At 37.1% G+C, this 13418-nt stretch carries 10 protein-coding genes and 1 pseudogene; all 11 read left to right on the top strand.

Annotated features, from left to right (window positions below):
• The first annotated feature begins 224 nt into the window (after nt 1–224).
• The 11 genes and pseudogenes from ezrA to mreD all read left to right on the top strand — a co-directional run bounded on the left by ezrA (nt 225) and on the right by mreD (nt 13167).
• A complete protein-coding gene (gene ezrA, locus B2008_RS04010; protein ID WP_281828031.1) occupies nt 225–1940 on the top strand; it encodes a septation ring formation regulator EzrA in 1716 nt (571 codons plus the stop codon).
• A gap of 85 nt (nt 1941–2025) precedes the next feature.
• Entirely contained in the window at nt 2026–3186 is a 1161-nt protein-coding gene (locus B2008_RS04005) for a cysteine desulfurase family protein (RefSeq protein ID WP_281828032.1), read from the top strand.
• Between the two features lie 2 nt (nt 3187–3188).
• Nucleotides 3189–4406: a tRNA uracil 4-sulfurtransferase ThiI gene (gene thiI, locus B2008_RS04000; protein ID WP_281828046.1), complete on the top strand. Its 1218-nt coding sequence runs from the start codon at nt 3189–3191 to the stop codon at nt 4404–4406.
• Between the two features lie 49 nt (nt 4407–4455).
• Nucleotides 4456–5113: pseudogene (locus B2008_RS03995) on the top strand (pseudouridine synthase).
• Nucleotides 5114–5393: 280 nt separating this feature from the next.
• On the top strand, nt 5394–8033 hold the full coding sequence (locus B2008_RS03990) for a valine--tRNA ligase (RefSeq protein WP_281828033.1): 2640 nt from the start codon (nt 5394–5396) through the stop codon (nt 8031–8033).
• Nucleotide 8034: 1 nt separating this feature from the next.
• Nucleotides 8035–9312 (top strand): bifunctional folylpolyglutamate synthase/dihydrofolate synthase, encoded by a 1278-nt coding sequence (locus B2008_RS03985; protein ID WP_281828035.1) that lies wholly within the window; start codon nt 8035–8037, stop codon nt 9310–9312.
• Nucleotides 9293–9973 (top strand): HAD family hydrolase, encoded by a 681-nt coding sequence (locus tag B2008_RS03980; RefSeq protein ID WP_006351402.1) that lies wholly within the window; start codon nt 9293–9295, stop codon nt 9971–9973. The genes B2008_RS03985 and B2008_RS03980 overlap by 20 nt, the downstream gene beginning before the upstream one ends.
• Nucleotides 9974–10004: 31 nt before the next feature.
• Nucleotides 10005–10628 (top strand): JAB domain-containing protein, encoded by a 624-nt coding sequence (locus B2008_RS03975; RefSeq protein WP_281828038.1) that lies wholly within the window; start codon nt 10005–10007, stop codon nt 10626–10628.
• A gap of 94 nt (nt 10629–10722) precedes the next feature.
• Nucleotides 10723–11727: a rod shape-determining protein gene (locus B2008_RS03970; protein ID WP_281828040.1), complete on the top strand. Its 1005-nt coding sequence runs from the start codon at nt 10723–10725 to the stop codon at nt 11725–11727.
• A gap of 49 nt (nt 11728–11776) precedes the next feature.
• Nucleotides 11777–12628, top strand: coding sequence for a rod shape-determining protein MreC (gene mreC, locus B2008_RS03965; protein ID WP_281828042.1), 852 nt, complete (start codon nt 11777–11779; stop codon nt 12626–12628).
• Entirely contained in the window at nt 12628–13167 is a 540-nt protein-coding gene (mreD, locus tag B2008_RS03960; protein WP_281828044.1) for a rod shape-determining protein MreD, read from the top strand. The genes mreC and mreD overlap by 1 nt, the downstream gene beginning before the upstream one ends.
• Nucleotides 13168–13418 lie beyond the last annotated feature (251 nt).

Genomic DNA, 13418 nt, shown 5'->3' with positions numbered 1-13418 from the left:
TTCAACATTCGTGCATCTCAATTTTCATTTTCGTCCGTTGCAGCGTGGGTTACTCGTTCACTAGATAGCGTATTGAGGTGTTGACGTTCTTGTCACTTATAGCTGCAAATATTTTACACGAACACTATTATAAAAGGCAGATAAGAATAAATCAAGAAAAGGCTCGCTTTTATCCCGTTTTTTCTGTGTTTTGGTATAATTATGGTAGTTTTGGAGGATATACAATGTCATCAGTTCAAACCTTAATTATAATTGCGATCATTATTTTAATAATCTTGATTGTTGGATTTATTATTATTCAAAATCGCAAGCATTTGCATGAAATTGAAGCTATTGACAATTCAGTTGACAAAATTGCCAAAATGCATTTGGAACGTGATATTAAACGACTGGATAAGATGGACTTAGCAGGTGAGAGTTTAACTACGCTCAACACCTGGCGCAAGTGCTATCAAGATGCCGCAACTGCTGAAATACCGGAAGTACAGCATTTACTTGAACTAGCTGCTGACGAGAATGCTTCTTATCACTTGTTTAAGGCACGCAAAAATATTAAAAAAGCTCAAGAAATTATTAATAGTACGCTTGATGATATGAAAAATACGCAAGACGTCTTTAATGATCTACTTGAATCTAATCGGGAAAATCAGCTGCAATATGATGCTTTAATTAAAACCTACCGTTCAATGAGAAAGAATATTCTTGCTGATTCTTTTAATTACGGTAGCGCACTTGATCAACTTGAAAATGAGTTAACTTCAATGGAAAGCGATTTTGATGAAGCTAAAAACCTGTCTTCTCAAGGCGATCACGTCGAAGCTAAGCGGGTTTTAACCAAGATCAAAGTAGCCTTAAACGAGTTGAAAGGGCAATTGCCAAAAATCAAAGAAGCAGAGCACAAGCTTGAAACCGTCTTTCAAGATCAATTAAGTGAGCTTTCAGATGCCTACAAAAAGATGATTTCAGAAAAGTTTTACATTAATAAGGTTAATGTGCTTGATGAAATTAAAAAGATTCATGAAGAAATTGATTCAGCACGCAACCTGCTTGCTGGATTGAAGATTGATGAACTTGATAAGGAAAATAAGAAGATTGCTTCTCAAATCGATGATTTATACAATGTTTTAGCAACAGAATATAAAGCACGGCCATTTGTCGAAGAAAACCAAAGCAAGATGTTCACGCTGATCTCACATCAGCAAATTGCTTCTAAAAAATTAGTTGAAAAATTGCGTCATATTGATGAAAGCTATGAATTAACTCACGGTGAATTAGATGAAAGCAAACACCTCGAACAAGAAGTCAATGATATGAATCGGCAATATACCGTTGATACGCAAAATATTGCTGATGGTAAGGGCGTTTACTCAGAAATTCAAAATTCATGGTTGGCTATGCTGGATCGTCTGCGTCAGATTGATGCCGAACAAAAGCAAATGTCACAAGATGTCGATGGCTTATATGATTCAGAAAACGTCGCTAATGATTCAATCAAGCATTTTAAGCAAGAAGTCTCATTAGTATATCGTCGTTTGCAACGGCGCAAACTACCTGGAAATCCAGATAGCTTTGTTCAAATGTATACTTTAGTGGTTAATGAAATTGGTCATGTCAGTGAACAATTAAGCGAAGTTCGTATTAATATGGAAAAAATTTCAAATGAATTGATTCAAATTTCTGATGACGTTGAACGGTTAAAACGCGAAGCTGATGATATTATTGATTCCGCTAATTTAGTTGAACTGACGATGCAATATTCCAACAAGTATTCTGATCGGGATGCAATTCAAAAGGCACAAGATAAGGCAATGAAGCTATATCAAAGAGACTATGATTATAAGAACGCTCTTGATACTATCGCAACTGCGCTTGAAAAAGCTGAGCCAGGTGCTTACCAAAGATTGGAAAATTCATATTATTCAGAAAAGAATAACAAATAATTGAAGCTTACTTTTATTTAAGTTACAATTTATAAGTTATTAAACGGTCAATTTTTTGACCGCTTTTTTAGAGGAGTAACTAATTTTGATTTATTTTGATAATAGTGCAACGACTAAAATTGATCCTAGTGTTTTAGCTACTTATGATAAAGTTGCAACTGAAATTTGGGGCAATACATCAAGTTTGCATAAGATGGGAGATCGTGCCCATCAGCTTTTGGAAGCTTCACGCAAGCAAATTGCTGATTTGTTGGGCGTTAAGCAACACGAAATTTTCTTTACTTCCGGTGGAACTGAGTCCAATAACACAGCAATTAAGGGAACAGCTTTTCAGAAACGCGAATTTGGTAAACACATTATTACTTCCAGTGTAGAACATGCTTCAGTGGCTAATGCTTTCACTAGTTTGCAAAATTTGGGCTACCGTGTAACTCGTCTGCCAGTTGATAAAGATGGCCGCGTTAATGTTAATGATTTACGCAATGCCATTGATTCAGACACAACGCTTGTTTCAATTATGGGTGTTAATAATGAAATCGGAACGATTCAACCGATTGAAGAAATTAGTGATTTATTAAGCAATTACCCGACAATTCAATTTCATGTTGATAATGTTCAAGCGTTAGGTAAAAACATTTGGGATAAAGTTTTTACGCCTAGAGTTGATTTAACGAGTTTATCTGCACATAAGTTTCATGCTCCACGAGGCATTGGCGTTCTGTATAAAAAAGAGGGCAAAATGCTGACTCCGCTTCACGATGGCGGCGGTCAAGAAAAAGGTCTGCGTTCAGGAACTGAAAATTTACCTGCGATCGCGGGCATGGCAAAAGCAATTCGTCTTTTGTTGGAAAATGAGCCAGAAAAGGCTGCCAAAGAGGAAGCAATTAAGGAAAAGATCATTGACTACTTGCAAGATAAACCAGGAATTAAAATCTTCTCACCAGCCAATGCGGGTTTTGCACCACATATTCTTTGTTTTTCATTAGAAGGAATTAGAGGAGAAACTCTAGTCCATACCTTGGAAGATCAGGATATATATGTTTCAACTACATCTGCTTGTGCATCCAAGACTGCAGATGAAGCTAGCACCTTGGTTGCAATGCGAGTTGATGATAAAATAGCAACAAGTGCAATTCGTCTTAGTTTTGATGAAACAAATACTTTAGCAGAAGCTGATCAATTTATTGAAGTATTTGATAAGATATATCATCATTTTGCTAAAATAAATCACTTAGGAGAGAATTAATGATTAGGTATACTGAAGTTATGATTCGGTATGGAGAATTATCAACTAAGGGTAAAAACCGCAAAGATTTCATTGGCCGTTTAGCCGGCAATGTTACTAAAGTTTTGCGTGATTTTCCCGAAATTGAAATTCATCCACGCCACGATCGGATGCATATTGTTTTAAACGGTGCACCTTTTGAGCAAATTGATAAGCGATTAAAAAAGGTTTTCGGAATTCAAACATATTCGCCAGCTATTAAGGTACCCAGAACTTTAAAAGATATTGAAGAAACATCTTTGGCTTTGATGCAGGAAACTTTTAAGGATGGCATGACCTTCAAAATCAATACCAAACGGGCTGATCACCGCTTTGAATATGATACCAATCAGCTAAACAACTTGGTTGGCGACTATCTGTATGACCATATGGATAATTTGAAGGCTGAAATGAAGCATCCAGATTTGGTTTTAAGAATCGAAGTCAGATCTGATGCAATCTATATTTCTAACCAAATGCTGCACGGAATTGGCGGAATGCCAGTAGGAACTGCAGGTAAAGCAGTTATGATGCTGTCTGGCGGAATTGACTCTCCTGTAGCATCATACCTTGCTATGAAACGTGGAGTAGAAATCGAAATGGTCCACTTCTTCAGTCCACCTTACACAACTGAAAAGGCATTGGCTAAGGCAAAGGAATTGACAGGGATTTTGGCCAATTACTGTGGCAAGATCAACTTTATTGCTGTGCCGTTTGCTGAAATTCAGGAAACCATCAAAGAGAAGATTCCTGAAGGCTACTTAATGACAGTTCAGCGCCGCTTCATGCTTCAATTGGCAGATCGAATTAGAGCCAAAAGAGGCGGATTGGCAATCTTCAATGGTGAATCCGTGGGCCAAGTTGCTTCTCAGACTTTGCAATCTATGGTAGCAATTAATGATGTCACTACAACACCAGTTATTCGTCCAGTAGCTACAATGGACAAGACTGAAATCATTGACAGGGCGGAAAAAATCGGTACTTTTGATCTTTCAATTCAACCATTTGAAGATTGTTGTACGATTTTTGCTTCACCTCGTCCTAAGACTAAGCCAAAGTTGGATAAGGCTCGTGCCTATGAAGATCGTTTAGATGCTGAAGGCATGATTCAACGAGCAATGGATGGCATTGAGGTTACCCCAATTTATCCAAATCAAAAGTTTTTGGATGACAAGGCTCAAGAAGATAAAGATCTATTATAAAGATAAGGCTAGAAGGACAACTTCTAGCTTTTTTGTTAGGTGAAGACGAATGCAAATTGATAAGTATTTGGCCAATATGAATGTTGGTTCACGCAAGGACGTGCATAAATTAATTAAATCCGGGATTGTGAGTGTAAATGGGCACCCGGTAACAACGCCAAAAGAAAAAGTAAACGAAAACGATCAGGTCTTGGTTGGCGAAGAAGAGATTGCCTATCAAAAGTTCCATTATTTTTTAATGAATAAACCCAAAGGCGTTTTATCTGCGACAGAAGATCGAAGTCAGCGGCCTGTGATTTCCTTACTAAAAAATACAGACCGCTATAAAGGAATTAGTCCGGTAGGATGCCTTGATAAAGATACAACTGGTCTGCTTTTACTCACTAATGATGGACAGCTAAATAGCCGGTCTGGTTAATGAAGAAACAGTCAAAACCTTTGCTTCCGGAATGACTTTGGGTGATGATACAAAACTAAAGCCAGCTGCATTAAAGATTTTAAGTCAAGATGAAAAAGAAGGTACTTCACAGATTGAAATCAAAATTCAGGAAGGAAAATACCATCAAATTAAGCGCATGTTTGCTGCAGTGGGGATGAAGGTTATCGAATTAGATCGAATTGCGATGGGTAATTTGCGTTTGCCACCTGATTTAAAACGTGGTGAGTATTGTACTTTAAGTCCAGAAAGGATTCAGCAGATTAGATAATAAACTTTTTTCTTAAAAAGATTCATGCTATAATCAAATGCAACAGCAATGATCAAGAGGTATCAACTTTATTAACAGAGAAAAGCCATACAGCTGAGAGGCCGAAAGTTGATTTGTAGCTTGATTAGCTGATCAGTTGAAATTCAGTAGGCTGATCCGGACACTTCAGCGCCGTTATCGCTTTAAGAGAAGCATTTTAAATGCTTAACGTAGGTGGTACCGCGGTTAGTAAATCGTCCTAGACATTATGTCTAGGACTTTTTTATTGGAGGAAAAATTAATGACAGATTTAGCACCTAAATACAACCCAAATGAGGTTGAAAAAGGCAGATATCAAAAATGGCTTGATGAAGATTTATTTAAGCCATCTGGTGACAAAAAAGCTCACCCATATTCGATTGTTATTCCACCACCAAATGTAACTGGTAAGTTGCACTTGGGTCACGCTTGGGATACGGCAATTCAAGATACTTTAATTAGATTTAAGAGAATGCAAGGCTATGATACTCTTTACCTTCCAGGCATGGACCATGCCGGCATTGCCACTCAAGCTAAGGTTGAGGCACGTTTGCGTGAACAAGGAATTGATCGGCACCAATTAGGTCGAGAAAAGTTCTTAAAGCAGGTCTGGGAATGGAAAGACGAATACGCAAATATTATTAAAGGTCAATGGGCCAAAATGGGTCTTTCACTTGATTATTCACGTGAAAGATTCACTCTTGATAAAGGTTTATCAAAAGCTGTTAGAAAGGTTTTCGTGCAGCTTTATAACGAAGGCCTGATTTATCGTGGTGAATATATCATTAACTGGGATCCAAAGCTTGAAACTGCTTTGAGTGATATTGAGGTTATTCACAAGGATGACAAGGGTGCCTTTTACCATGTTAAGTATCCATTTGTTGATGGTTCCGGCTATGTAGAAATCGCTACTACTCGTCCTGAAACTATGTTTGGTGATACGGCAGTAGCCGTTGGTCCAGGGGATGAAAGATATAAAGATATTGTGGGCAAAGAGTTGATTTTGCCTTTAGTTGGTCGTCATATTCCAATTATTGAAGATCAACACGTAGATCCTGAATTTGGTACTGGTCTTGTAAAGATTACTCCAGCTCATGACCCTAACGACTTCCAAGTAGGTAATCGTCATAACTTGAAGAGAATCAACGTTATGAATGATGACGGTACAATGAATGAAGAATGTGGCAAATATGCCGGCATGGATCGTTTTGACTGCCGTAAACAATTAGTTGAAGACCTTAAAAAGCAAGGCTACTTAATTAAGGTTGCCCCAATTGTCCACTCAGTTGGTCACTCAGAACGTTCAGGCGTTCAAGTAGAACCTCGTCTTTCAAAACAATGGTTTGTAAAGATGAAGCCCCTTGCTGAAAAAGTTCTAGAAAATCAAAAGACTGAAGGCAAGGTTAACTTTGTTCCTGAAAGATTTGAACATACTTTGGAACAATGGATGGGTGACGTTCATGATTGGTGTATTTCACGTCAATTATGGTGGGGTCACCGAATTCCAGCTTGGTACAACAAGAAAACCGGTGAAACCTATGTAGGTGAAGAAGCACCTAAAGATATTGAAAATTGGGATCAAGATCCTGATGTTCTTGATACTTGGTTCTCAAGTGCTTTATGGCCATTTTCTACTTTGGGTTGGCCAGACACTAATGCTGATGACTTTAAGCGTTACTTCCCAACCAATGCTTTGGTAACTGGCTATGATATCATTTTCTTCTGGGTATCAAGAATGATTTTCCAAAGCTTGCACTTTACTCATGAGCGTCCATTTAAGGATGTCGTTCTTCACGGTTTAATGCGTGATCCACAAGGCCGCAAAATGAGTAAGTCACTGGGTAACGGTGTTGATCCAATGGACGTTGTTAACAAATACGGTTGTGACGCTCTTAGATGGTTCCTTCTTAACGGTACTGCTCCAGGACAGGATACTCGTTATGATCCAAAGAAGCTTTCTGCTGCTTGGAACTTTATTAATAAGATTTGGAATGCATCACGTTTCGTAATTATGAACTTGCCAGCAGATGCTAAGCCAGCCCATATGCCAGATACTTCAAAATTTGATTTGGCTGACAGTTGGATCTTTGATCGCCTTAACCATATTGTCGGCGAAGTAATTCGTTTGTTTGATGAATATAAATTCGGTGAAGCTGGTCGTGAGCTTTACAACTTTATCTGGAATGATTTCTGTGACTGGTACATCGAAATCTCTAAGGTTGCTTTAAATGGTGATGATCAAGAATTAAAGGCTAGAAAGGAAGAAAACTTAATTTGGATTCTTGACCAAATCTTGCGTTTGATGCACCCAATTATTCCATTCGTAACTGAAAAATTGTGGTTATCAATGCCTCATGAAGGCAAATCAATCATGATTGCTAAATTCCCTGAAACTCATAAGGAATTTGAAAATAAGCAAGCAGATGAAGATATGGCCTTCTTAATTGAAGTAATTAAGGCTGTTCGTAATATTAGAATGGAAGTTAATGCTCCAATGTCATCACAAATTGATATTATGATTCAATTGGATGATGAAAAGGACAAGCATATTTTGGATGACAACGTCGAATATGTTGAAAACTTCTTACACCCAAAGAAGCTTGATGTTGCTGAAAAGATTGAAGCACCAAAACTTGCTAAGACGGCTGTTATTCCAGGAGCACAAGTCTTTGTTCCATTAACTGAATTGGTCAATGTTGACGACGAATTAAAGAAGATGGAAAAAGAAGAAGAAAGATTAGTTGGCGAAGTTGAACGTTCAACTAAGAAACTTTCTAACCAAGGCTTTGTTGCTCATGCTCCTGAAGCTGTTGTTAATAAAGAAAAGGAAAAGAAAGCTGATTACGAAAGTCAATTAGCAGGTGTACGTGAAAGAATTCAAGAATTGAAAGAAAGTAAATAGCGTGAAGTTTTTAACTGCTCATGATGTAATTAAACATCTTTATTCTTTGCCGCATCTTCATCCGAAAAATGACTTATCTTTTATTAAACGGATTTTGTCATCTTTAGGTGATCCGCAAAACAAGGTGAAGACAATTCATGTGACAGGAACTAATGGGAAGGGCTCTACGTCTTACTATCTAAGCAATTTACTGCAAAAGGCAGGTCAAAAGACTGGTCTTTTTGTCTCACCTTATATTCGTGAATTTAATGAGCGAATCCAGCTGAATGGTCAAGACATTCCAAATTCGGATTTAGTGAAGGTTGCCAATATTGTCGAAAGCAAAATCGAACTTTTGCAAAAAGACGATCCTAGCTTTGCATTAGTTACTTTTGAATATGAAACAGCACTTGCTTTTGAATATTTTTACTTAAACAGATGTGATTATGCCGTGATTGAAGTGGGAATTGGCGGCCAACATGACAAGACCAATGTTATTTGTCCTGAAGTTAGTGTAATTACAACCATTGGACTTGACCATGAAAAAATTATTGGGCCAACGATTGAAGACATTGCTCATGAAAAAAGCGGCATTATTAAGTCGAAAAAGCCTGTAGTTTTAGGTAATGTTCCGCAAACAGTTTTACCTATTTTGCTAAAAAAAGCTAACGAAACAAAGTCTTCAGTTTATCTGTTAGGCCGGGATTATACAGTTGAGACAACCAAAAATATTCAGTACTGTTTTAAAAATCATCAAATAGTTTTTGCCAAGCGACCATTAGTTGAAAGCTATGACATCGCTATTGCTGTTACCGCTTTTTATTTATTGCATCTCCCGCTGGAAGAAAAGATGATTGAAAAGGCAATTGATCAAATCAATATTCCAGGACGGTATCAGATCATTAGTAAGGCGCCGAAAATAGTTTTAGATGGTGCTCATAATATCCAAGCGATGAATAATTTGCTGTCGTTTTTGCATCAAGTTAAAAATAAAGATGGTCGCCTTTATTGCCTAGTAACAATGATGAAAGATAAGGATCTAAAACAAGTTTTTGATTTGTTTGAAGACCAGGATAAAGTTACTTTAACTACTATTCCATATCCTCGAGCAGCAAAACTTAACGATTTTCCCGCTGAAGTAAGAGAAAAATATGCCTACGATGCAAATTATTGCCATGCTTACCAAAATTTAAAAAATAAATTGTCTAAAAATGATATTCTGTTAGTAACTGGTTCTTTTTATTTAGTAAGTGCAATATTGCAAGTGGAGGATCCAATCAATGCAAGTGCAAGGGATTAATGATGAAATTAAAGGTATTCTGTTTGATTTAGACGGATTATTGGTTAATTCCGAAAAATTATACTGGGATTCAAATATTCAAGCTGCAAAAGAGGCAAAGCTTGATATTCCCGAAGACAGCTATCTAAAATTGACAGGTGCGACTGTTCAGGAAATGCAAGATTTTTATCATAAGTATTTTAAAACGACTGCTGAGCGTGATCGTTTTATCAAAAGGACTGATGAGTTAGTCTGGCAATGGACTGATGAAGGAAAATTGAAATTGCAGCCGGGTGTCCAAGCAGCCTTGGATCGTTTTCAAGCTTTAGGCCTGAAAATGGCAATTGCCTCAAGCAATTATGAGGATGTACTTGAACATGCATTATGGGCAACAGGAATTCGCAACTATTTTGATTTTCATTTGAGCTATTTGGATGTCCAAAAGGGTAATATTAAAGCTAAACCGGCACCGGATATTTATCTAGCTGCTGCGAAAAGAATTAATTTACCTAAAGAAAATTTGCTTGTTTTTGAAGATTCATCAACTGGTGTGCAAGCTGCTAAAAATGCGGACATCAAAGTGGTTATGATTCCCGATTTAAAGGCACCTTCGGCAAAAGACCGTGCAAATGCCACGATGATTTGCAAAAACTTTTTTGAATTTTTAGAAAAAATTAGATGATTTTTCCGTATTTAATAATGAGGGGGTTTCTATGGAAAAAACAAAACCAAATCATTATATTGTAAATACGGATCAAGAACTCTTGCTTCACCTTTTTCATCAATTGGAAGATGCAGGATATCAAACTTTACCGGAGCTAGAAGAAAAAATTTTGCAGCTAAAACTGTATTCTTTCTCTGATTTGTTTAATTATATTTCAGGTCCTGCTTGCGATCAGGAGATTGCGGTTGCTATTGAAGAAGTAGCAGATCGTTTGCGTCTGTCTGAGCCAAAAAGGAATACAGTTTTCACTTCTAGTCGAGAAGTTGGAAATTATTTAGCCAATAAACTAGTTGGTCATAAGCAAGAAGAGTTTTGGGTTTTATATATTGATAACGGCAATCATATTGTCGCGGAAAAGAAAATTTCGCAGGGAACTTTAGATCGTTCTTTAGTTCATCCGCGTGATGTTTTTAGGTGGGCTGTTCTGTTTAATTGTGCTAGTATCATAGTTGCTCACAATCATCCGAGCGGAAGGCTGATGCCTTCACAAAGTGATCTTAAATTGACGGATGATCTTATTAAAATAGCGGGTTTGATGAAAATTAATTTTTTAGATCATTTTATTTTGGGCAAAGGCCATTACTTAAGCATGAAAGAGAATGAATTGTTTTAAATTCTTTAAAATTTGAACGAAAATCAGTTTTAAGTAAACTTTATGCTATAATTATTCAAGATTCAGAGACCGCAAGTATTAAGGAGAGATTTTCGTGTTTGGATTAGGTTCAAAGAATATTGGTATTGATTTAGGTACCGCAAATACTTTAGTTTATATGGAAGGCAAAGGGATTGTTTTAAGAGAGCCTTCCGTTGTTGCTAAAAATACGCAAACTGGTGAAGTTATTGCAATTGGTTCAGAAGCCAAGGAAATGATTGGTAGAACCCCAGGTACTATTCGTGCAATTCGTCCAATGAAGGATGGGGTAATTGCCGATTACGATACAACTGCTGCTATGCTTAAATACTTCATGGAAAAAACTGTTGGCAAGTCAAAGCCTTCAGTAATGATTTGTGTTCCATCAGGCGTCACTGAAGTTGAAAAGCGTGCTGTTATTGATGCAGCCCGTGTTGCTGGTGCCCGTGCAGCTTTCGTAATTGAAGAACCATTTGCTGCCGCTATTGGTGCCGGTCTTCCAGTTATGGATCCAACTGGTTCAATGGTTGTTGACATTGGTGGTGGTACTACTGATGTTGCTACTATTTCTTTAGGTGGTATTGTTTCATCAACTTCAATTCGTCAAGCTGGTGATAAATTTAATAGTGCAATCATTAACTTTATCCACTCAAAATTCAATTTATTGATTGGTGAAAGAACTGCAGAAGATATTAAGATTCAAATTGGTTCAGCTTCCGTAAAGAAAGCAGAAGGAATTGAATCAATGAATATTCGTGGACGTGATTTAGTAACTGGTTTGCCAAAATCAATTGATATTGAAGCAGTTGATATTGCTAAAGCAATTCAAGACGTTGTTCAAGACATTATTGTTGCAATTAAGGAAACTCTTGAACAAACATCTCCTGAAATTGCAGCTGATGTTATCGATCATGGTATTGTGTTAACTGGTGGTGGTGCTTTGTTAAAGAACTTGCCAGAAGTTATTTCAGAAGCTACCAAAGTTCCAGTATTTATTGCTCAAGATCCACTTGACTGTGTAGCCATCGGTACTGGTGAATCACTTAAGAATATTGAAGTAATGCGTAGAAGTCGTAAATAAAAGTTAAAAAATCCGGCTGAAGCCGGTTTTTCTATAGGATCATTTCTGTATGAAGAAATTTCTACAAAACAAAAAGTTATTATCTGCATTTATCATTGTCATTGTTATTATTGCCGTTTTAGGCGGAAGCGTGAGCTTAAGAAATAAGAGAAATAGTCCTTTATTTATTCAAAGCTTCGGTAATGATATTGTCGCAGTTGGTTCGAGGATTGTCGATGTTCCGTTAGGTTTAATTTCTGGTGGTTTAAATAATGTAAATAGTCTTCTAAATACTCAACAGGAGAACGATTATTTAAAGAGCAAAGTCACTGATTTAGGACAAACTAAGGCAAGAAACCAAGCTTTAGCTGCAGAGAATAAGCAGTTAAAAGCAGCCCTAAACTTGAAGGATACGTTAACTGGATACAGTTTAATCAATGCATCTGTCATTTTTCGCTCTCCTGATACTTGGTCTGATCTGTTAGTGATTAATAAAGGATCATCAAGCGGTATTGCTAAGAATCAAGCCGTCATGTGTGGTGGAGGAGTCATTGGCCGTGTAATTGAGGTTAGTGCAGCTTCATCAAAAATCGAATTGATTACAACAACGGATAAGTCTGCCAACCGTTTTGCCGTACAAGCTACTGCTACCAATGGCAAGACTGTCCACGGAATCATTACCGTTAATACCAATGGCGGTTTAGCCTTTACCCAAGTAGTTGATAGCAACAAGCTGAAAAAGGGTACAAAAGTATATACCAGCGGTATGGGTGGCAATTCACCTAAAGGATTATTAATTGGAACAGTTGAGGCAACTACGAGAGACTCCTTTGGCCTGTCAAACATGATTAATATTAAACCAGCTGGAGAAATCAATGATCCATCTGTTGTTTCAGTTATTGTCAGAAAGGTGGCAAAGTAATGCGCATTTTTCGTGAGTGGGTATTAGCCATTGCTTTATTTGTGGCCTTAACTTTAGATGGCAGCATCTCACTATACTTACATCAGTTTATGACTTGGAATACATACGGTGCTAGTTGCTGGATCATGCCGATTGGAATTATGCTGATTGGACTGTTTGATGATGTCAATAGCAAGGAAATCTGGTTAGCTCTTGGAGCAGGCATTGTGGCTGATATTTCTACATTAGGAATTATTGGTATTTATACAGTTTTCTTGCCACTTGCTTGTTGGGCTTGCCAAAGAGCTGCGCGTTTTTTGCCAGAGGTCTTTTGGTCACGTCTTTTGGTTGTCTTATTGGGTTTAACCTTGCTTGATCTTTATAGTTGGGTTGTTTTAAGTCTTGTTGGCTTAATTACAGTTTCAGTTCATATTATGTTAATGAGCTTATTGCTAAATCTAGGTTGGTCTATCATCTTTTTCGTTTTGACTTACTGGATTTGGGGGAATTTAGCAACTAACTACCCATTTATGGTTGATTTGAATGCTTATCGGCAATAAGAAAAAGACGCAGGAAATTATTTCCTACGTCTTTTTTCTACTCTAAGTCAAGTCATATTAATGATTTGGCTTATTTATTTTCTTTAATATTGATGCGAATATAGTGAAATTGTTAAATGAAATAAAAAAGCAAAGATCAGAAAGTATGACAAATAAGCCTATGATGCTTGTTGTTTTTTCATAGGTTGCTATACTAAAGATGATTATTTGATTTCAATTAAAGTCTTTGGTTTTTGGTGGCTACGTTGTAA

This window comes from Lactobacillus sp. UBA5813 (genome assembly GCF_002417895.1).
In the GTDB taxonomy this organism is placed as follows: Bacteria; Bacillota; Bacilli; order Lactobacillales; family Lactobacillaceae; genus Lactobacillus; species Lactobacillus amylolyticus.
The sequence above is the reverse complement of the archived record's forward strand: the minus strand, read 5'-3'. Positions and strand labels throughout refer to the sequence as shown.